20 protein-coding genes are annotated in these 21,727 nt (G+C 34.3%); 2 read left to right on the forward strand and 18 right to left on the reverse strand.

The genetic code is table 11. From position 1 onward, the window contains the following. Window positions 1-7: 7 nt before the first annotated feature. The 17 genes from D8M04_RS06475 to D8M04_RS06555 form a co-directional block, all read right to left on the reverse strand. Window positions 8-1,048: a phosphotransferase family protein gene (locus D8M04_RS06475; RefSeq protein WP_158595087.1), complete on the reverse strand. Its 1,041-nt coding sequence runs from the start codon at window positions 1,046-1,048 to the stop codon at window positions 8-10. A 49-nt stretch (window positions 1,049-1,097) separates the two neighbouring features. Further along, complete coding sequence (locus D8M04_RS06480) at window positions 1,098-2,141, reverse strand: phosphotransferase family protein (RefSeq protein WP_246001139.1); 1,044 nt, start codon at window positions 2,139-2,141, stop codon at window positions 1,098-1,100. A gap of 30 nt (window positions 2,142-2,171) precedes the next feature. Then, window positions 2,172-2,951, reverse strand: coding sequence for an enoyl-CoA hydratase/isomerase family protein (locus tag D8M04_RS06485; protein WP_121522093.1), 780 nt, complete (start codon window positions 2,949-2,951; stop codon window positions 2,172-2,174). Window positions 2,952-2,963: 12 nt separating this feature from the next. Beyond that, entirely contained in the window at window positions 2,964-3,950 is a 987-nt protein-coding gene (locus D8M04_RS06490; protein WP_121522094.1) for an NAD(P)H-dependent flavin oxidoreductase, read from the reverse strand. A gap of 24 nt (window positions 3,951-3,974) precedes the next feature. Continuing rightward, window positions 3,975-4,745, reverse strand: a complete 771-nt coding sequence (locus D8M04_RS06495) for an enoyl-CoA hydratase (protein WP_121522095.1) — start codon at window positions 4,743-4,745, stop codon at window positions 3,975-3,977. 89 nt (window positions 4,746-4,834) lie between these two features. Beyond that, window positions 4,835-5,971: a CaiB/BaiF CoA transferase family protein gene (locus tag D8M04_RS06500; protein WP_121522096.1), complete on the reverse strand. Its 1,137-nt coding sequence runs from the start codon at window positions 5,969-5,971 to the stop codon at window positions 4,835-4,837. A gap of 39 nt (window positions 5,972-6,010) precedes the next feature. Continuing rightward, on the reverse strand, window positions 6,011-7,162 hold the full coding sequence (locus D8M04_RS06505) for a thiolase family protein (protein WP_121522097.1): 1,152 nt from the start codon (window positions 7,160-7,162) through the stop codon (window positions 6,011-6,013). A gap of 48 nt (window positions 7,163-7,210) precedes the next feature. Continuing rightward, window positions 7,211-7,639 carry a MaoC/PaaZ C-terminal domain-containing protein gene (locus tag D8M04_RS06510; RefSeq protein WP_121522098.1) on the reverse strand — a complete coding sequence of 143 codons (429 nt, stop codon included), beginning with the start codon at window positions 7,637-7,639 and terminating at the stop codon, window positions 7,211-7,213. 111 nt (window positions 7,640-7,750) lie between these two features. Then, window positions 7,751-8,521 carry a 3-hydroxyacyl-CoA dehydrogenase gene (locus tag D8M04_RS06515; RefSeq protein WP_121522099.1) on the reverse strand — a complete coding sequence of 257 codons (771 nt, stop codon included), beginning with the start codon at window positions 8,519-8,521 and terminating at the stop codon, window positions 7,751-7,753. A gap of 27 nt (window positions 8,522-8,548) precedes the next feature. Beyond that, window positions 8,549-9,145 carry a TetR/AcrR family transcriptional regulator gene (locus D8M04_RS06520; protein ID WP_121522100.1) on the reverse strand — a complete coding sequence of 199 codons (597 nt, stop codon included), beginning with the start codon at window positions 9,143-9,145 and terminating at the stop codon, window positions 8,549-8,551. Window positions 9,146-9,278: 133 nt separating this feature from the next. Next, window positions 9,279-10,061, reverse strand: coding sequence for an enoyl-CoA hydratase/isomerase family protein (locus D8M04_RS06525; protein ID WP_158595088.1), 783 nt, complete (start codon window positions 10,059-10,061; stop codon window positions 9,279-9,281). Window positions 10,062-10,131: 70 nt separating this feature from the next. Then, a complete protein-coding gene (locus tag D8M04_RS06530; RefSeq protein ID WP_246001140.1) occupies window positions 10,132-11,334 on the reverse strand; it encodes an acyl-CoA dehydrogenase family protein in 1,203 nt (400 codons plus the stop codon). 23 nt (window positions 11,335-11,357) lie between these two features. Next, the gene (locus D8M04_RS06535) at window positions 11,358-11,855 is read right to left on the reverse strand and encodes a TRAP transporter small permease (protein WP_121522102.1); all 498 of its coding nucleotides are present in this window, start codon (window positions 11,853-11,855) and stop codon (window positions 11,358-11,360) included. Between the two features lie 21 nt (window positions 11,856-11,876). Further along, complete coding sequence (locus tag D8M04_RS06540; RefSeq protein ID WP_121522103.1) at window positions 11,877-13,190, reverse strand: TRAP transporter large permease; 1,314 nt, start codon at window positions 13,188-13,190, stop codon at window positions 11,877-11,879. 71 nt (window positions 13,191-13,261) lie between these two features. Then, the gene (locus D8M04_RS06545; protein ID WP_158595089.1) at window positions 13,262-14,389 is read right to left on the reverse strand and encodes a type 2 periplasmic-binding domain-containing protein; all 1,128 of its coding nucleotides are present in this window, start codon (window positions 14,387-14,389) and stop codon (window positions 13,262-13,264) included. A gap of 31 nt (window positions 14,390-14,420) precedes the next feature. Next, window positions 14,421-15,977 carry an acyl-CoA synthetase gene (locus D8M04_RS06550; protein WP_121522105.1) on the reverse strand — a complete coding sequence of 519 codons (1,557 nt, stop codon included), beginning with the start codon at window positions 15,975-15,977 and terminating at the stop codon, window positions 14,421-14,423. 463 nt (window positions 15,978-16,440) lie between these two features. Beyond that, the gene (locus D8M04_RS06555; protein ID WP_158595090.1) at window positions 16,441-17,973 is read right to left on the reverse strand and encodes a class I adenylate-forming enzyme family protein; all 1,533 of its coding nucleotides are present in this window, start codon (window positions 17,971-17,973) and stop codon (window positions 16,441-16,443) included. A gap of 783 nt (window positions 17,974-18,756) precedes the next feature. Between D8M04_RS06555 and D8M04_RS06560 the strand changes: the two genes are divergently transcribed. Together D8M04_RS06560 and D8M04_RS06565 are read left to right on the forward strand one after the other, a co-directional pair. Further along, window positions 18,757-19,503 carry an SDR family NAD(P)-dependent oxidoreductase gene (locus D8M04_RS06560; protein WP_121522107.1) on the forward strand — a complete coding sequence of 249 codons (747 nt, stop codon included), beginning with the start codon at window positions 18,757-18,759 and terminating at the stop codon, window positions 19,501-19,503. Window positions 19,504-19,551: 48 nt separating this feature from the next. After that, on the forward strand, window positions 19,552-20,610 hold the full coding sequence (locus D8M04_RS06565) for a phosphotransferase family protein (RefSeq protein ID WP_121522108.1): 1,059 nt from the start codon (window positions 19,552-19,554) through the stop codon (window positions 20,608-20,610). Between the two features lie 293 nt (window positions 20,611-20,903). Here D8M04_RS06565 and fadH read toward each other — a convergent pair whose 3' ends face one another. After that, entirely contained in the window at window positions 20,904-21,695 is a 792-nt protein-coding gene (gene fadH / locus D8M04_RS06570; protein ID WP_121522109.1) for a 2,4-dienoyl-CoA reductase, read from the reverse strand. Window positions 21,696-21,727: the final 32 nt, after the last annotated feature.

A 21,727-nucleotide genomic window follows, 5' to 3' on the forward strand; every position in this document is an offset into this window, starting at 1 on the left:
CATCACCTCAATAACCGAGAAGTTCGGCTAACATATTTTTCATTAATGTTAAACGAAATCCTTGCCTTGCCATACGTAAATCTGTCGAACCCTCTTTTATAAAAGCATTAGCAGCAGATAAAGATATCATAAGAAACTTTAATTGATGATACACTTCAAAATAAAAAATATCTCCTTCAGAAAACTCAAGATTAGTCCTTTCTTTATATTCCATAAAGAATGTATCTTTCTCAATCAGATAGGATAGTAAGGGAGAGTCCATTCGATTTGCTTTTGCACAAACATAGGCAATATCCATTCTCGGATCGCCAATTTCTGCAGCCTCCCAATCAAGTATTCCTGTTATTTTATCCTCTTTGTACATTAGATTTCCTGTTCTATAATCATTATGAATGATACTTAGGGGAATCGGTTCGGGCTTATTTACACTTAGCCACTCTATCCCATCCACCACAATCGGATCATCCATAAATTTAAAAGTTGCATAAACATTCTCTAATTCTTTAATTTTAAAATCGATATAATCAACTCTACTTCCTTTAAACAATGATTGGCTTAGGTCTAGAGATTCATAATCTAATGTATGTAAATCTGCTAGATACCTCACAAATTGCTTAGGAATGTCTCCCTTCGCTGCTTTTTGAAAAAATGCCCTCCCCTCTTTTGACCATGGAACATAACTTGCCCCTTCTAACTTTTCCATTACAAAAAATTCATTTCCTAAAATAGATTTATTCTTTTCAAAAATGTACACTTTAGGTACTGGTAGACTAGAATGTTTACTTAATTCATCCAAAATACCGTACTGAGGGTATAAATCTTTCTCACCAAATGTTAACCCTCCATTTTTTGCTTTTCGTACAACAAATCCTTGCTTCTTCCATTTCGCATTTTCTTTCCAGCTTAACGTAAAAACATATGCTTCATCCGACCAACCACCAGAGGGTTGGAAAAAGTCAATCAGTTCCGTATCTTCCCGATTTAAAATATTCTTGCTTACATAATTCGTTAACACAGTTTCTATATCATGCGTTTGCAAAGTAATCATGTTAAGCACCCTTTGCCTATATTTTAGAAATAGATTGCTATAGAAAAAACTATAGCAATCTATTATTCCGCGCTTCATTTGCCATTTCTATCAAATTAGATATCCCTCTATTTAGGGTAGAAAAACGTTCATCTTTCATTTCGCCAATTTTCCATCTATAATAGAGCTGTTGCAAAATACCTGCTAATTTATAAAAACCAAATGTTAAATAATAGTTAAAATTGGAAACATCTCTACCAGAAAGTTGTGTATATCTTTCCAAAAATTCTCTTCTACTGTAAAAACCTTTATTATTTGCTATCGTATTTATGCCTAAATCTGGATCGTCTTTATCTGCCCAATAGGCTACCGTTGAACCTAGATCAGTAAGTGGATCACCAATTGTTGCTAATTCCCAGTCAAAAATTGCTACAACTTTACCAGGGTCTTTCTGATCAAACATCATGTTATTTAATTTAAAGTCATTATGAACAACCGTAACTTCTTCATTCGTGGGGATATTTTCCATAAGCCACTTCTCAATTTCTTCTATGTTTTCTACTTCGTCACCAGTACTGGATTGCTTATAGCGTTTAATCCACCCGTATACCTGCCGTGTTAAATATCCTTCAGGTTTTCCAATATCATTTAGATTTGATTTTTCTACATCAATACGCTGCAAATCAACAAATGTCTTAACTACTGCTTCAGATATTTGTTGGCCAGTTTTAGCCGTTTTCTCAAATTCAATTGGGATATCATCATCAATGACAATTCCATTTCTTTTTTCCATAACATAGAAATGTTTATCCATAATCTCAGGATCGTCACAATAAATGTATGGCTCTGGAGCTAAAGGGAAAACAGGGTGAATTTTCTCTAAGATTCGATATTCCCGTTCCATATCGTGTGCTTTTGGAGGTGTATATCCGAATGGAGGTCTTCTTAAAACAGCTTCCCAATCCCCCGATTTGATCATATAGGTCAAATTTGAATACCCTTCAGTAAATTGTTTTATTTCTATTTCACTATTAGGTATGCCATCTATCTTAGTTCGTATATAATTTTCAATCTTCTTCCAGTCTATTTTCCGATCTGCAATATCTTTTTGCACTATCCATCCTCCTTTCCTATATAAAAGGGTTTATTTTCCCGTGAAATTAGGGGATCGTTTTTCTAAGAATGCTTGTATCCCTTCTTTTGAATCTTCCGTTTGGAACATTAATGATTGAATGATATTCTCTTGCATGATACTTGACTCATGTGTAAATTCACTAGCATGATTCACTAAATACTTTACAAATCGATTGGAAGTAGGTGGCCCTTCAACAATAAATTGGGCAAACTCAGTTGCATCTGCTAGTAGATTATCGCTTTCTGATAATCTATTAGCTATTCCTTTTGAGTAAACTTCATCAGCTGTAATACGCCTGCCAGAAGAAATCCATTCTTTTGCGACTTGAGATGATACATTATCAGATAACAATTTAATTAATCCTAAATCCGGTGTTAACCCAATATTCCGAAAACTAGAAATGAATTGGGTATTTTTGTCGGCGATAACAAAGTCAGAAGCAAGTGCTAAACTAAATCCTGCTCCAGCTGCAAACCCATGAACTGCAGAAATTACAAACTTATCCAAGTCTAATATAGTCTTCGTTAAAGCAGATGTTTCTTTCATGGAATCCATCATTTGCTTCGGGCTAACTCCAGAAGTCATCGAATCGATATCTCCACCTGAACAAAACGCTTTTCCTTCTCCAGATAGAATAATTCCCTTAATCTCATCATCTCTTTCCGCTTCTTTGAGAGCGGAAATTAAAGCAGAAACTAAATCTCCTGATAATGAATTAAGTTTATTTGGCCTATTCATTGTGAGATAAGCAATTTGGCCTTCTTTCCGTACTTTTAATACTTCCGTCATTTGGTCACCCCATTATTTTTGTACTGTTTTTAAATTTTTTTCCGAAACTTCTTTAATTGCATCATTATAATCTTGCTTTAATTCTTCTATGACTTCTGCAATCGGTTGAACTTGAGAAATCGGTCCAATGCCATGTCCCGCTCCCCAAATATGCTTCCAGGCCTTCACTTCACTATCTCTTAGCTCAGAGAAATCGATCTTATCTTTCTTATTAAGATTTTCAGGATCCAAACCTTGCATTTTAATACTTGGGATAAGATAATTTGCATTTATACCACTAAACGCATCTGTGTATATAATATCTTCAATAGAAGAGTCTATAAGCATTTCCTTGTATTCATCTTGTGCCATACTTTCTTCTGTTGGTATAAACCGAGTACCAATATATGCATAATCTGCTCCTAAAATCTCAGAAATTAAAATGTCTTCACCCTTAGACATTCCACCAGATAATGCAATCGGTCCATCAAAAAACTCTCTTACTTCATGAACAAATGAAATTGGATTATATGTTCCTGCGTGTCCACCAGCACCAGTTGTAACAAGAACAAGGCCATCTGCTCCCTTTTCAATAGCTTTTTTAGCAAATTTAATATTGATTACATCAGAGAATACTATACCTCCATATTCCCGAACAATTTCTACAACTGGACCAGGATCTCCTAATGATGTGATGACAACTGGAGGCTGGTATTTTCGTATTAACTCTAAATCTTCAACATATCGTTTATTCGAACGATGGACAATGAAGTTGACACCCCATGGTGCTATTTTTTTATCGGGATTTTCTTTTTCCAACCTATCTAATTCAGATGTAATTTCTATCATCCAATCTTCTAATATTTCATCCGTCCGAGCATTTAAAACCGGAAAAGTACCAATCACCCCTGAAGCACAGGCGTTAATTACCATTTTTGGGCTATTGATAAGAAACATCGGCGCAACAATAACTGGTAATTCTACTGAATTCTTAATCCTTTCGATCGCTTCTTTTCGCATGGATCCATTTCCTCCCGACGTTTTTTACTTATGTGTAAAAACTGGTTTCCTTTTTTCTATGAATGCACTTACTCCTTCTTTCGCATCTTCCGTCACAAATAAATCATTAAATAACTGTTTCTCCATTTCTAGCCCTTCTTCTAACGGTAATTCACTTCCGACATTTACTAATCGCTTGATACGACTTAAAGCTTGAAGGGATTGATTAGCCAATTTATTTGCTAATTTTTCTGCTGCTTCTCTCCCTTCACCTTTAGGAACTACCTTATTTACAATTCCTAGTTTATGTGCTTCTTCTGCATCTACTGGTGATCCTGTAAACATCATCTCTTTAGCTTTTGAAGACCCCACGATTCTTGGTAAACGCTGTGTACCACCAGCACCTGGAAGTAATCCAAGATTTACTTCTGGTAAACCAATCTTCGCATGATTCTCTGCAATACGAATGTCACATGTAAGTGCTAACTCTAACCCTCCACCAAGTGTAAATCCATTAAGAACAGCTATCGTTGGTTTAGGTATATTTTCTATCCTATTAAAAACAGTATGCGTATCAATTTCATCTCCTTTTTCCGCGTCTCTTTCCGGGAATTCTTTAATATCTGCACCTGCCATAAACGCCTTTTCTCCATCACCTGTTAAAATAATAGAGATTACCTCATTATCTTCTTCTAATTGACCGAAAACAATATCTAGTTCTTTCGTTACTTGTTGACTCAACACATTCATTGGTGGGTTTTTAATAACTACTGTAGCAACACCATTACTTTTATTTACATATAATAATTCAACCATGTATATCTCCCTCTCTTAAACATTTTTAGTAAATAGAAGATAGGGCTTACATCTCCTTTATTTAAAATATGTAAACCCTTAACTATCTATTATTTCGATATTCCAATTTCACCTAAAATTTCATCTGTATGCTCTCCTAATTTTGGAGCTTGCTTCCTTATTTCACCAGGAGTTTCAGATAATTTAATCGGAATTCCAACTTGTTTCATTGTTCCCAATTCACTATGATTCACGTTTTTAATCATATCTCTTGCTTGAACTTGCGGATCGTTTATCATCTCTTCAAATGAATAAATAGGAGCCACACATGAATCTACATCCGAGAAGATATCCATCCAATCATCTAGCGTTTTCTGTGCAATAATTTTTTGAATTTCTACTTTCATTTCATCTTGGACATTTGTCGGCGCTTCTAGATTCGAAATAAAATCTTCTCTTCCTATTGTCTTACAAAAAGCATCCCAGAATTTAAGTTCTAGTGCACCCACTGACATCCATTTTTCATCTTTTGTTTGATACACCTCATAACAAGCTAACCTACCACTTAGACCAATGTTCCCTCGCTCTGGTTGCTTATTCGTAGCTAGGTAACCTGGTAATAATGTCGGTAGCCAAGAAATGACATTATCCATCATAGAGATATCTATCATCTGACCTTTCCCCGTTTTTTCTCTTCCCATCAAAGCAACTAAAATTCCAATGGTCGCAGGTAGTGCTCCCCCACCAATATCAGCTATTTGAGCTGCCGGAATAAGCGGTTTTCCATTACGCTCACCCATCATATTTAATAATCCAGCATAACTAATATAGTTCACATCGTGACCTGGACGATCAACATATGGGCCGGTTTGGCCATATCCAGTAATCGCACAAAAAACGATACGTGGATTAATTTCCTTTAATGTTTCATAATCAATTCCTAATCGTTTCATTACTCCCGGACGAAAAGATTCAACTACTACATCTGATTCCTTTACAAGCTTAAGGAAGTTTTCTTTTCCCTCCGTTGATTTCAGATCTAAACAAACACTTTTTTTGTTACGGTTCACCGCGTGAAAGAAAACACTGTCTTCATCTATTTTCGGTAGATCTGCCCTTGCATAATCACCAACGTTAGGTTCCTCAATTTTTATAACCTCTGCTCCAAAATCAGCTAGAAGCATCGTACAATATGGTCCTGGCAATAAACGTGTTAAATCCAGAACGCGGACAGAAGTAAGCGGCACCTCAGATCCCTCCCTTTCTAGAGATTGTTTATCATTCTATTAATCTAATCTTTCAATAATCGTGGCGTTCGCCATTCCATGGCCTTCACACATCGTTTGTAGTCCGTAACGTCCTCCAGTTCTTTCCAATTCACTCATCATAGTTATCATTAATCGTCCACCACTTGCTCCTAATGGGTGACCCAGAGCAATTGCTCCTCCATTTGGATTTAATTTCTTAGGATCTGCTCCTGTTTCCTTTAACCAAGCCATTGGTACTGGGGCAAATGCTTCGTTCACTTCAAAAATATCGATATCATCAATCGATAAACCTGCTTTTTCTAAAGCTTTCTCAGTTGCAGGAATAGGACCTGTAAGCATTAACGTTGGATCAGAACCAACAACTGTACGAGTATGAACACGGAATCTTGGTTTTAACCCTAATTCTTCAGCCTTTTCTCGTGACATTAGAAGAATAGCATTTGCTCCGTCACTAATTTGACTAGAGTTACCGGCTGTGATATTTCCATCTTCTTTAAAGGAAGGTTTTAAATTTCCCAGTTTTTCAAGACTAGAATTTTCTCTTGGACCCTCATCATCTTTAATAACAGCAGTTATTCCTTCTGGCAATGTAACTTCTATTGGCATAATTTCTTTTTCAAAACGGCCTTCATTACGAGCCTGAATAGCCTTTTGGTGACTTTCTAATGAAAATGCATCCATTTCTTCACGAGTAAAACCCCATTTTTCTGCAATTCTGTCAGCAGACAATCCTTGATGAATCATTTCATATTTTGAAGTTATCTCATCACTAAATTTAACATCTCCTCTATTAGCCCCCATTGGTACACGTGACATATTTTCAATACCACCAGCAATCACAACATCCATATCACCACTTATGATTGCCTGTGCTGCAAAGTGAACAGCTTGTTGACTTGATCCACATTGTCTATCAAGGGTTGTACCAGGAACTTCAATCGGAAATCCAGCTTGTAATGCAGCAACTCTAGCAATATCCAATGATTGCTCCCCCACTTGTGAAACACAACCAAGAATTACATCTTCTACTAAACTCGGAGAAATTCCTGCTCTTTTCACTACTTCAGCTAATGGTTTGGCAGCCAAATCCTCTGCACGTACTCCACTAAACGCTCCATTTCTTTTCCCTACAGGTGTTCTGACCATCTCTACGATAACCGCTTCTCGCATTGTCATTTTCCTCTCTCACTTATATTTTTGAAACCCCTTACAAAACCATCAAACAGATATTAAAATCTTTGTTTTCACTGTTAGCACTTCTTTTTTTTCCTGATTCTTAACGCTGACACCAAAACTTAGAATGCCTCTTTTTTTATCCGAAAGTAATCGTTTATCTGAAATCGTATATTCACCAATCAAGGTATCTTCTGGTCTAACTGGAACAGTCCACCTAATTTCATCAATTCCTAGACCTCCTAAACAATCCTTCCCTAATATATCCATACGAATAAAGTCGGCCCAAACAGCATTCATTGAGTAGAATCCTGATGCTATCAATGAACCAAATGGGCCATCTTTTGCCGCATTTTCATCTATGTGAAAATATTGAGGGTCGTATTTTTCAGCATATTCAATCATATCTTTCTTATCTGCAATTACTGGATTAGTCGAAAAGCTATCTCCAACTGCAAATTCAGCAAATTTCAATAAATTTCGCCCCTATATCATTCTAATTAGTAAATCAATATAGTGTTTTTAAAAGATTCTGATATTTATGCGCATAATTTATTCTTTGAAATGCAGCTAAATATAAAAGTCTTATTTTGGCTGCATACGGATTGCACCATCTAATCGGATGGTTTCTCCATTTAGCATCGGATTTTCGATAATGCTTTGCACTAACTGCCCATATTCTTTTGGATAGCCTAATCTGGATGGGAAAGGAACCATAGCTCCTAAGGCATCTCGTACTTTATCTGAAGCAGTAGCGAATAATGGAGTTTCAAATAGTCCTGGAGCAATGGTAAGTACTCTAATACCAAGAGATGCTAAATCTCTAGCAATTGGTAAAGTCATACCAACAATTCCACCTTTAGAAGCACTATATGCTACTTGACCAATTTGTCCTTCAAAAGCAGCTACAGATGCAGTATTAACGATAACTCCTCTTTCTCCATTTTCATTTGGTTCGTTTGTACTCATTTTTTCAGCGGCAAGGCGAATAGCATTAAACGTTCCAATTAGATTTACTTGAATTACTTTATTGAATGTACCTAGGTCATGAGCTCCCTTTTTACCGCTAAATGTTTTTTCAGCAGCTCCAATACCAGCACAGTTTACTAGTGTATTAATATTCCCGAAAGTATTAACTGCATGTTCTAAAGCAGATTGAACGCTTTCTTCATCTGTAACATTGGTCTTCACAAAAGTTACATTTCCTCCTAATTCTTCTACTAAGTTATTCCCTCTATCTTCTTGCAAATCTAATATTGTAACCTTCCCACCTTTAGATACAATATTTCTTACTGTAGCTTCTCCTAAACCTGATGCTCCCCCTGTAACGACTGCTGATACTTGATTTAATTCCATGATATTTCTCCCTTCATTGTGCAATATTTATTTTGGATCCTTAATTAGGATTCTCAACAGATAATCGGAAATAGACTTAGCTAATTCTTCTTTATTTTTACTACCTTCTGGTGAATACCATTCAATTACATAGTTCATGGCTCCCAATATGATATTCCTAACAATTTTGACATCTACTTTATGAAAATAGCCACTTTCTATACCAAGTGTTATTAGACTATCTATATATTTACTGTATTTTGCTCTTAAATCTAGAATATCTATTAACTGATCATCTTTAAAAATTTGTTCAGGCCTTGCCCCCATCGTGAATCCTGTTCGTTCAGTAATCAAGTACTCAATATGCACTACCATTGTTTTTTCTAGTTTTTCTACAATTGGTAAGTCTTCAATTAGAATTTCTTCTATATTTGATATACTTTGCTCCAATAGCATTTTTTGACTCTTATATACTAAATCTTGTTTGTCTTTAAAATAATAATATACAGAGCCTTTAGTCATTAAGAGCTTTGCGGCAATATCTTCCATTGTTGTTGCATGGTACCCTTTCTCAGAAATAATACTCAATGCTGATTGGATAATTTCTTCTTTTTTCTTTTCTGCTTTTTTTTGGCGTAATGACAATATAAATACACTTCCTTTATGTTATATATTCTAAAGTGGTTACTATTATTCTAAATATTCATATTTTGAATGTCAAGTCAAAGTGCAAAAAAATAAAATTTAGTAACTACAAATTTCAACTTGGAATACCCCCTTAAATTCCCGTAAATTTTGGTTCTCTTTTTTCAAAAAAAGCTTTGACGCTTTCATGGTGGTCCTCCGTTGTGAAAGAAATGGCTTGAGCCATAGATTCCATAAAAAGGATATCCTCCAGTGATGATTCAAAAGATTGATTAATAATTGACTTTGTTAATCCGACCGAATATCCAGTACCATCTCTTAAACTTAAAGCAAGCTCCCGTGCCCTATTCATTAATTCTTCTTTTTTTGTTACCTCTAAACAAATTCCATATTGTTTAGCCTCTTCGGCGGTTATATTTTTTCCAGAAAAGGCTAGCATTTTTGCACGTTGCATACCAACCAATCTCGGTAAATAATATAGTCCTCCTAAATCTGGAACAAGTCCCATTCTATTAAATCCCATATTAAACGTTGCATTTTCTGAAGCAATAACTAGATCACAAGTTATTGCTAGACTAAAACCAGCACCAACTGCATATCCATTTACTGCAGCGATTGTTGGTTTTTCAAGCGATGCCAAATCTTTATAAAATCGAATGGATTGTGTCATATAATTCCTTCCAACCCCAGCATTTTTTATATCTGGAAAACTCTTTATATCACCACCTGCATTAAACGCTTTTCCTTCTCCAGTTAAAATTACAACCCTTATAGATGAATCTTCCTTTATTTGCCTTAAACTATCTGTTAAGCCCGATATGATTTCACTAGATAGAACGTTTAACCTATCTGGTTGATTAAAAGTTATCGTGGCAATATTATCGGTTATATCTAATAAAACAGCATGATTTGTCAAGCTCATTCCTCCTTGTTTATTTGAAATTTATATGCCGTTTCAATTAAGAAACGGCATATAAATTAATTTCTTAAAAATTTGCTGGATCCCAAAAGCTCTCATTTTTATAAGTCCGAAGAATTCTTTTTGCTATAGAAGCAGTATGAACTTCGTCTGGACCGTCGTAAATTCTAGCATAACGCGCTTCTCGATACATTTTTTCTAGTGGAGTGTCTCCCGTTACACCTAATGCACCATGAACTTGGATAGCTCGATCAATTACATTGTGAAGAACTTGTGCCCCGTAAACTTTAATCATTGCAATATCAATTCGAGCATCACTTCCTTCATCAATTTTCCTTGCCGCTTCAAACGTCATTAGACGTGCTGCCTGAATTTCAGTTGCAGAATCGGCTATAAACTTTTGAATCATTTGTTTATCAGACAATAACGATCCATGTGCATAACGATTAAGAGCTCGTTCACACATCAAATCAAATGCTCTTTGGGCTTGCCCCAGCCATCTCATAGAGTGATAGATTCTACCTGGCCCTAACCGTTTTTGGGCAATAATAAATCCTTCACCACGATTACCAAGTAAGTTTTCTTTTGGAACCCTTACATTGGTCAAACGGATTTCACAATGATTCCCTGATTCGTGTCCCATTGTTGGTACTACTCTAACAATTTCATAACCAGGGGTGTCAGTAGGTACGATAATCATAGAGGCCCTTTTATGACGTTGTTCTTCCGGTTCGGTTACACAGAACATCGTAGTAAATGCCGCTTTATTAGCACCAGTGGTAAACCACTTATGTGCATTAATTACCCATTCATCCCCGTCTAGAACCGCGGTTGATTTGATTAAAGTAGGATCCGATCCAGCTACTTCAGGTTCGGTTAAACCAACAGATGGATTAATTTCCCCACGAACCATTGGATAAAGCCATTTTTCCTTCTGTTCTTCTGTTCCATATAAATTTAACATTGTACCGTCCTGTGCAGTATGAGTTCCTAAAGCAAACATAGCAGCTTCAGATCTGCCAACAATTTCATTAATATAAACATAATCCATGAATGGCAATCCGCCACCACCAATATCTTTAGGGAGACCAAGTGCCCAAATTCCTTGTTCTTTAGCTAAATTCTGTACTTTTTTTAGAGCCCTTGTTCCTTCCTCTCCGCCATGTTCTATAGCCCTTTCAACTGGTATAACTTCTCTCTCGATAAAATCTCTAACTTTAGCCCTTAATTCCTTAACCTCGTCACTCATTTGAAACTGGGATTGATTCAATTAAAATTCCTCCTTATTTAATACTATGAGAAAGGGATATATTTTTTGTCTCTTAGCATATTTACCAGTAAGAAACACCCCTTAACTGACATTAATAAGAATCCAAATGGAACAATAAATAAGACATGGTACAATGGAAATAATGTACCACCAGCAGTGAAACTGACTCCAGCAGCCACCCCCTTAAGTGCATATCCAAAGGCAAAGTAAGTCACAATCAAAAATGTAATTATCTCTACTATCAACAATGATAATTGTATTAATCTTTTGATCTCTAGATTCTTAATTCTATCGATGAATAAATTAACTTTTGGTAATATACCAGAAGTATAAGATTGAGATAAGATTGGAAACACGGCTAATGGCATTAAATAATTCTGAGTAAACTCATAATTCCCTGGAATGGATATGTTAAGGAATGTTCTAAACATTACCTCTAAAACAATTAAAAGCATCATGATTAGTACTGTTATTCCACTTATTATGAGCATAACTGTATCAATTTTGTTGAGGATTTTCATAATATACCTCCTTACTTTCCTTTACTTATTATTTACTAAAAAAGTCATTAACTCAGGGAAATTCAACAATATAGCTGGTACCGCAATAGAGGCAGCAGTCGCAAATATAAGTGAGTACTTAAATAAATTTTCGATAGGAATCTTTGTCACACCTGCTACTGAATAAACGCATAGACCTACAGGTGGTGTCAGTAATCCTGCTGTTCCAATCGCAGATATTAAAATACCAAATTCTAAAGGACTGATACCTACAGCTTGTGCCAAAGGAACTGTAATTGGAACAGTCATTAATATAACCGCTGCACCTTCTAAGAACATAAATAATATAAAATAAATGATTAACAATAATATGATGATAAGTAATGGCATCCCCATTAAAGGCTCTAACATTTCTAACACTTTTCTAGGAATCCTTGATAAAGAGATGAATTTCCCGAAAACTTGCGCTCCAATCATGATAACCATTACCATTGTTGTTATTTCCAATGTACTTCTTAAGGATTTTTTTATGAAGTTAACATTTACCTTTCCTAAAATTGCTGCTGTAATTAAGCTTATAAAAGCACCAACTGCACCTGCTTCAGTAGGAGTGAAAATACCTAAATAAATCCCCCCAAAGATTGCACCTACTATAAAAAGACCTGTTAAAATAGCAACTGTATATTGTTTTGCACTATAGTTATCTAATTCAATAGATTGAGCTTCTTCTGTTTCTATAACTTCTCTTTTAGATCTTTTATGCAAAAACATTAGTACTATTATGAAAATTATAATCATTAGTATTCCCGGTATGATACTTGCGATAAATAAATCACCTATAGGAGTTTGAGTTAATGCACCATATATAATTAAACCGATTGCAGGAGGAATAATACTAGATAGAGAACCTGAAACTGCTGCAATAGCACCAGCAAGATCTTCTTTATATCCTCGTTTCTTTAGTTCTGGTACTGCTATTTGTCCTAAACTAGCTGATATAGCAGATCCAGACCCAGATACCGCTCCTAAAAAACCTCCTAAGAGAATTGTAAATACTCCTAAAACACTAGAAACACCTCTAGTAAGTTTGAAAACTAAAGAATATAAATACTTTACAATATCAGCATGCATGATAAACTGTGACATTAAAATAAAAAGCGGTATCGTTGTTAACGTATAGCTAGCAACCCTATTAAAAGGATCTAATTCCAAAATTCCAGTCAATGCTTGAACACCACTTAACAAATAAATACCAACTATACCTGATAAAAGTAAGACAGTGCTTATATGAAGACCTATTGATAATAGAGCAATGAATAACGTAAGTGTGATAATTATCACAGGAATCTCTCCCATTAACATTCACCTCCTATTAATATGCCGGTAAACATTATATTCAGCTATCTACCGGCTAAATGAATTAGTAATTATTCTAATTCCAATCCTTCCGGCACTTCTCCACCATTTTCCTCAACTAATTGCCTCCAAAGTTTTGCAATTTCCGTACCTGGATGCCCTTCAGCTTCTAATCTATCTATCCATTCATACCATGTTTCCACCATTGCTTTATTAACTGCTTCTTGAATTACTGGTGATTTATCTTCTAGCTTTTCAAAAACTGATCCATTATCAGAGGCTAATTCTCTGACTTCACTATCCAATCTCATCATAACTTCAGTAGCATTGGGATCAACAATAAGGTCCTTGGCTGCTTCATCCATTGCCGTTCTTACATTCTCAGGTAAACTCTCCCATTTTTCATTAGTCATTCCAAATACCGCATTAAAATGACCTAAATTTGCTCCTTCTAATGTATAAGAGAATAAATCATGATAACCATAACTCTTCCAATCCCCAACGGAGATAAAGTTCCCATCAATAGTTCCCCTACTCAATGCGTCATAGGCATCCGTTTGAGGCATTGTTATAGGTGTTGCACCTAAGTGTTTTGTATATACTTCTGTTAAACGTGTTGGGGTTCGTAACTTAAGAGAATCAAGTTCACTTAATTTTTCAACTGGATCACCCGTTGTTGACATAGCATAAGGCTCACCCATTGAAGATCCCCAAACTTTTAAATCTTTATCACCAAATTCTAAATCATAAAAGGATTTTCCCTCTTTTAATTCATGTTCGTCGTACATTAGGCTAGAAAATGCTTGTGAAATAATAGCAGAATCTGATTCACTTGTTGGTAACATGGTTACTTCAGACAATGGAAATCTTTTCTGATCATAAAGATTAAATACAGGTAAAGCAATATCAATTAGGCCAGATTCTAATGCATCAAATTCGGATCCAATATCTACTAGTTCTCCACCGGAATACAATTCAAATTCCACTTGACCATTCGTTTCTTCTACAACTCTTTCCATCCATGGATTGAAAAGAGCCTCAAACCATACATGCTCCTCAGGAACTCCTGAAGAAGCCTTTAAAATAATTTTTTCAGAACTTCCCTCTCCAGAATTCGTTTCATCACTTCCACCACAAGCAGCTAAAAATATTAAAATAAAAAATGAGAATAATACAAAACTAGTTTTGATGTTCCTCAATAGTATCCCTCCAAATAATATTAATATTTTATTAATTCTGTTTTACGTTTTCTCTTAGAATTCTTTTTAGTATCTTACCAGATGGATTTCTAGGTAATTCATCTATAAATTCAACAAACTTAGGTTTTTTATAGGATGCTAGATATTTTTTACAGTGTTCAACAATCTCATCCTTGCTAACTATTTGACATTCTTTTAGAACAACATAGGCTTTTACAGTTTCTCCCCATTCTTTATCAGGAACTCCAATTACTGCAGCTTCTAGGATAGCTGGATGCTTATATAGCGCTTCCTCAACTTCAACGGGATATATATTTTCTCCTCCACTGATGATCATATCTTTCTTTCTATCAACAATATAAATGAACCCCTCCTCGTCCATCCGAACTAAGTCACCACTATGGAACCAGCCACCATAAAAGGCTTCAGATGTTGCTTCAGGGTTTTTATAATAACCTAGAAATACAGTGGGTCCTCTATAAATTATTTCTCCCACTTCTCCAATTGGAACGTCATTCATATTTTCATCTACTACACGTACTTCAACTCCCATAATAGGTTTTCCAACAGAATCTGTTTTTCTTAATGAATCATTTGATTTTAACGCTGTAGTTGTCGGGCTCATTTCAGTTTGACCGAACGCATCAAAGAGCATTCCATTTTCAAACCGTTCTATTATTTTTTTCTTTACCTCTAATGGGCAAGGTGCACCACCAGACATACACCACTTCATAGACTTCACATCATATTGATTGATTTGATCGACTTGTAAAATAAGGTTCCACATAGACGGTGCAAGAAAAGTGGCATTTATTTTTTCTTTATCAACAGTTTTAAGAAAATCTACGGGGTCGAAGAAATTTTTAATATGAGTTGATCCCTCTAATAAACTAGAAATGATTATAGTTGATACACCAGCAACATGAAATAAAGGGGTTACTATCAGCTGATTGTAGTAATAATCCATTTTTGATTCTAAAATTACAGTTTGAGCATTGATATATAAATTTTGATGGGACAGTATAGCACCTTTTGGTTTTCCAGTTGTTCCAGAAGTATATACAATCATGCATGGATCATCATTTGAGATTTCTTGGGGAATATATTTTAGTTCTTCTGAGAAGATTTCTTGGTAGGAAGTAATTTCTTGTTGTAAAGATTTTTTATTTTCAACTATTACTATTTTCCTTAATGTTGGCACTTCATCTATTACCGAATTAATGGCATCTATATATTCTGGCTCAGTGAAAAGAATTTTGGATTCGGAATTGCTGAGAATATATTTTATTTCTTCAGCAGATAGCCTAAAGTTTATTGGGACTCCTGTAGCTCCCGATAAGCATATCCCAAAAAAGCATTCTACAAATTCTACTCTGTTTTTAAATAAGAAACTTATGTTATCATCATTCTCAATTCCATTTTGTTGTAACCACGCTGCTATTTGCAACGCCCTCTCTTCAAGATCTCTATAGACCAAACTCCGATTCTGATCTGAAAAAGCCCTGCGTTTTGGTGAACGATATGCTGATCGTCTTAATATTTCACCTATGGCTAAACTTCTAGATAATCCAAATGAACTAGTTACCATCTCTCTCTCCCCTTCGAAGTTTTGTATACGCTTTCAACAATTTGATAAAATTTAACTCTTCATACAAAAATTATATTAAGGTTTAATTTATTTATGATTATATCCACTAAACATTAATTAGTCAATTCTAAAAATATAAAAAATTCAATTTTTATTAACTGTAAATAGAATGATTTATAATCAAAAATTACTTAGAGGATGGAATCCATAAGGCTATATGAAGAATTCTATGATTAGATAAATTAGAAAAGTATAGTAAACACGAAGTAGAAATTGATGGATCTATAGGAAAGGTTACAATGGTTATCCCCAATCAGTACAGTTGTAAAGGAGAATAATATTATTCTGCTTATCCGGAACATGAGCTTTAACAATAAGTAGCATTAAAATCAATTTTTATTACAAATAAAAAAAGCAACCTATTTTCCAATAAGGATAAGGTTGCCTTTTTGAAAATTATTTATTACGCATATTGATCTAGAGTACGTAATTGTCTTTTAAGAATCTTGCCGGAAGGATTTCTCGGAAAGTCCTTGATAAACTCCAATTCTTTTATTCTTTGGTATTTCGATAATTGATTATTACAGTGGAAAATTAACTCTTCTTCAGTTATCATATTTTCTTTTTTCAATACTACAAAGGCCTTTACACTCTCCCCCCATATATCATCGGGAATTCCGATTACTGCTGCTTCAAGTACCGCCGGATGTTTAAACAATACTTCTTCAATGTCCTTTGAATAAATATTTACTCCACCACTGATAATCATATCTTTCTTTCTATCAAGTAAATAGTAGTAGCCATCTTCATCCATTTTTCCCATATCTCCTGTTAAAAACCATCCACCTTCTATAAATGAATTCTCAGTTTCTTCAGGTTGATTATAATAACCTAAAAATAGACTACTACTTCTTACAGCGAATTCTCCCTCTACACCTACACCAACATCATTTCCGCTCTCATCTAGAAGGCGAACTTGAGCATCTTCCACCTGTTGGCCTATTGATGTAAATTTAGTGAGTACAGATTCTGGACGTAAATTTATATAACTACCTGTCTCAGAGCTACCAAAAAATTCACTGAACTCACAACTAAACTCCTTAATTATAGAACGTTTGGTTGATTCGTTTATTGGTGCACCGCCTGATATTAAACGAACTAAAGATAATAAATCATATTGATTAAAACTAGGTTGTTTAAGCATCATAATATATTGTGTTGGGACAAATACAGAATGTGTTACTTTTTTATCCTGAATCAATTTCAAGGTTTGCTCTGGATCAAATTCTCTTGTTATTACAACACGCATTCCTAATACTGGTACTGTGTATAAGATATTGAATCCTATACTATGATATAAAGGAACCGTAATTAAGAAGACACTTCTATAATCGCTACTCCACTCATTTGGGATTTTTAAGGTTCTCATTAACATTGCTCCATGTGTCAACATGATACCTTTTGGTAGGGAAGTTGTTCCTGAAGAATATATGAGACAAGCAAGATCTTCATATCTAACCTGCACATCTATTTCTTCAAATTTATTAACATTGAAAGAAGAATAACTAATAAAACTAGTTGCTGCTTCTCCATCCCCAACTAGTACACTTTTTTTATGGTCTAATAAATTCAATTTAGTTAAAACTGCATTATATTCTTTTAATGTTTGCAATTCAATAAATGCGAATTTAGCATCTGATTTATTTATTAAAGCAGCTAAGTCAATCCCCTTTACCATATAATTAATCGGAACAACAACTGCCCCTATCATCGAGATAGCAAAATATATTTCCGCTGCTTCAACTCTATTACGCATGTATACTACAACATGATCCCCTTTTTTTATTCCATTATTCATTAAAGAATGACCTATGGATTTAGCTCTATTGTATAATTCTGAATATGTTAATTTGCGTTCTTCAAATGTGATAGCAGTTTCATTTGGCTTATTTTTTGCTAATACTGATAGACCAGAATGAAGGTTATGAGATATCATGTTATCACCCTTTTTTAAATTTCTATGATTAAACGTATAGTTCCGTTCCAAAATCACTGTTACTAAAATAGTAATCTTTGCTTTCCTTAACATTTTTATTGTATTTAATATTCTTAGTTCCAACCTACAAAAGTAATGTAATATATAACATTTAATCGAATAAAACCTTTTATAGAAAACGTTTCCAAATTAGAATTATTTAAATTCGCGTTTCTCCCACCACGGAAAGAATTCAGGTAGCATTAAACCGTCAACTGATGTGGAAAATGCTTGGATCGGCTCATCCTATGGAAGCTCACAAAATAGAATCCAAATATATTTATTGGACAGGAAATAGTTTAGATGTGCAAGAAGGTGTAAATGCGTTCCAAGAAAAGCGTAAACTAGATTTTAAATTAAGAGTCAGTAAAGATTTACACGGTTCATTGCAATAGTCATTATTCCATCTTTTAGATTTATTTTAATTGTTTGATACACTTCCATACACCCCCTTATTTAGATAAAATCCATAACAAAATAATATTTATTCTAAATTATCTAAATATTACTACCACCTTTTTAAAAAGTCAAGAGAGTTGATATGCTACTTCATTCTATATGCATTATGGCCTATGCTTACAAAATATTTTATATCCTAAAATATACTTATATATAATTCTATGTTATATTTTTATTATAATATTCAGAAAATAATTTTCTACTGTTTTATATTCTTTTGTAATTGAATTGATCTAATGAATACCAATTTCTAAACTAAGTAAACAAAAGGGGGATATAAGGATAATGAAGGATAAATCAGTAATTATTACAGGTGGTGGGAGTGGTATCGGTAAAACTACAGCTATAAGATTGGCAAAAGAAGGCGCAAGAGTAATGGTAACCGATATTAACGTAGATTCAGCACATGAAACAACAAAAATAATAAAAGAAAACAATGGAATTTCAGAAGCATTAGAAGTAGATGTTACAAAAGTAGAAGATATAAAAATGATGATAAAAAAGACGGTAGATGTATTCGGTAATCTAGATACTTTGATTAATAATGCTGGAATTTCCAATCCTGAAACATTATTGCATAAAACGGATGAAGAAACATGGAACAAGGTAATAGATGTTTGTTTAAATGGTGTATATTTGGGGATGAAGTACGCAATTCCAGAACTCATAAAAAATGGAGGAGGGACAATTATAAACACCTCTAGTATAGCCGGAATCAAAGGACAAAAATTTCTCAGTGCATATAGTGCAGCTAAAAGTGGTGTAATAGCAATAACTAAAACTACTGCTTTAGAATATGGAAAGTATGGTATAAGAGTAAATGCTATAGCACCAAGTATTATTGATACACCTATAGTTGATGGTTGGAAAGAATCCCATAAATGGGAAATACTTTCGACTGCAAATGCTTTAAGGCGTATTGGTCAACCAGAAGAGGTTGCAGAAACTATATTATTTTTAGCTTCTGATAAATCCTCTTTCATTACTGGTAGAACATTAGCAATTGATGGTGGTACATTATTAGGAAGATAAAAATTTTAAGGTTCTAGTGGAAGTATATAAACAAGGAGGGAGAAATATTTGAATAAATATAAAGAAATTATCCCTATAAGAAATGGACAAGATTTTAATAGACCAAGATTAACTGAGTACTTGAAGAAGCGTATAGCACTTCCAGGAAATACAGAATTAGAAGTTCAGCAATTTTCCGCAGGAATGGCTAATTATACTTATTTAATAAAATTCGATAATTGGAAGGCTGTTCTCCGTCGACCACCGAATGGACCATTACCACCAAAGGCACACGATATGGGAAGAGAATATAATTTTTTTGAAAAAGTATATAAACATTTCCCTCTAGTTCCTAAGCCATTTTTATTTTGCGATGATAAAAGTATTATTGGTGTCCCTTTCTACATTATGGAATATAAAGAAGGAACCGTTCTCGACAAAAAATTTCCTGACGATATTAAAGTAACTGATGAATTACTCAAACAAATTTCAAATGAAGTAGTAAATTCACTAGTGAATCTTCATCAACTTGACTATAAAAAAATAGGACTAGAAAGTCTTGGTCATCCTATAGGATTCTTAGAACGTCAAGTATTTGGTTGGATAAAGCGCCATGAAAATTCGAAAACTCACAGTGTACCTTACTACAATGAAGTGAAAGAATGGTTGACTGAAAATATTCCAAACTCAACAGGTGTTTCCATTATCCATAATGATTATAAACTTAATAACATTGTTTTATCCCCAGACTTAAAAGAAATTAGAGCTATACTAGATTGGGAAATGGTTACGATAGGTGATCCATTATTTGATCTAGCAAATGCTCTAGCATATTGGACTCAACACGATGATTCTCCATTAGTGAAAGGAAGTTTATTTTCCATCACAGCCACTCCTGGATTCTTTACAAGGGAAGAATTTATTCATCAATATTCATTAGGAACAAAGCAAGAAATTACTAATATCGATTTTTACCTGGCTGCTGTTTATTTTAAAATAACGGGAGCTGTTCAACAAATGTTTTATCGTTATAAGATCGGACAAACAAACGATGAAAGATATAGTAATTTAGATATCGATGTCAATAATTTGATGAAGTTTATTTATCAACAATATGTACAAAAGTAATGAGAGTTTCTGAAAAATATCCACAGATAGGGTAACCAGCAAATAAATATTTGGTTATCCTTCTAGTGTTTTTAATAATAAACTAAATAATGATTCCAAAATTAGTGTAAACCCTAATTATATGATCAAAAGAACACGACGAATAATAAATAAAAAAATAGTTCCAATTACCAAATATTGATAATCAGAACCATTTTTTATTTCCAAGAAAACAAGCATTGTTATTAATTTAAAATCTTTTCCCGCACACTTAAATTATAGACTAAATGATCCAAAAACAGATAAGCAAACAACTATTTGCTATTTTTCTGTACTAAATGACTTAAAAAATCCACTTGAACCAAGTGCTCTCCAGCATCCACATTAATACATTCTCCATTAATATATTCTGCTTCTTCTGATGCTAAAAAGTATGCCAAACTTGCTATTTCCTTCAGTTTGCCAAATCTCCCTAGTGGTACTTTTTCAACAGCACGATTATAGGATTCTTCAGTTGGAAAAAGTCGAGTTACACCTTCTGTTCCATCGATTCCACCTGGTGCAATACAATTCACTCGTATACCATATTTCTTACCCCACTCCACTGCTAAAGTCTTACTCATTGCTAAAACTCCCGCTTTCGCTGAGGCAGAATGAACTACACCAGGTACTCCTCCTGGCCATGGTGCAACAATATTAAGAATCAAGCCTTTTTTACCTTCTTCGATCCACTCTTTAGCAACCGCTTGGGAACAAAACCAAGTTCCGTTTAACACAATATCGATAACAGATTTCCATCCGTTTGGTGATAAATTTTCGGAATCCACAATAAAGTTTCCAGCTGCATTATTAATGAGTAAATCAATACTACCATAGGTTGCTTTTGTTTCATTTACTAAGTTTTGCACTAATTCAGGATCCCTGACATCCATCTGAATTATTAATACTTGATTGTTAAACTGTTCAATTTCCTCTTTTGCTTTTTCTAATTTTTCTAATGTTCTTCCTGCAATAACAACATTCCAGCCTTCATTAGCAAATTTTTGTGCCATTGCTTTCCCGATACCACTTCCACCGCCAGTAATAATAACTACTTTTCTCTCCATACAATCATTCCTCCTTTGTTAAAAAAGGCAGT

The sequence above is a fragment of the Oceanobacillus piezotolerans genome (assembly GCF_003665065.1).
GTDB lineage: Bacteria > Bacillota > Bacilli > Bacillales > Amphibacillaceae > Oceanobacillus > Oceanobacillus piezotolerans.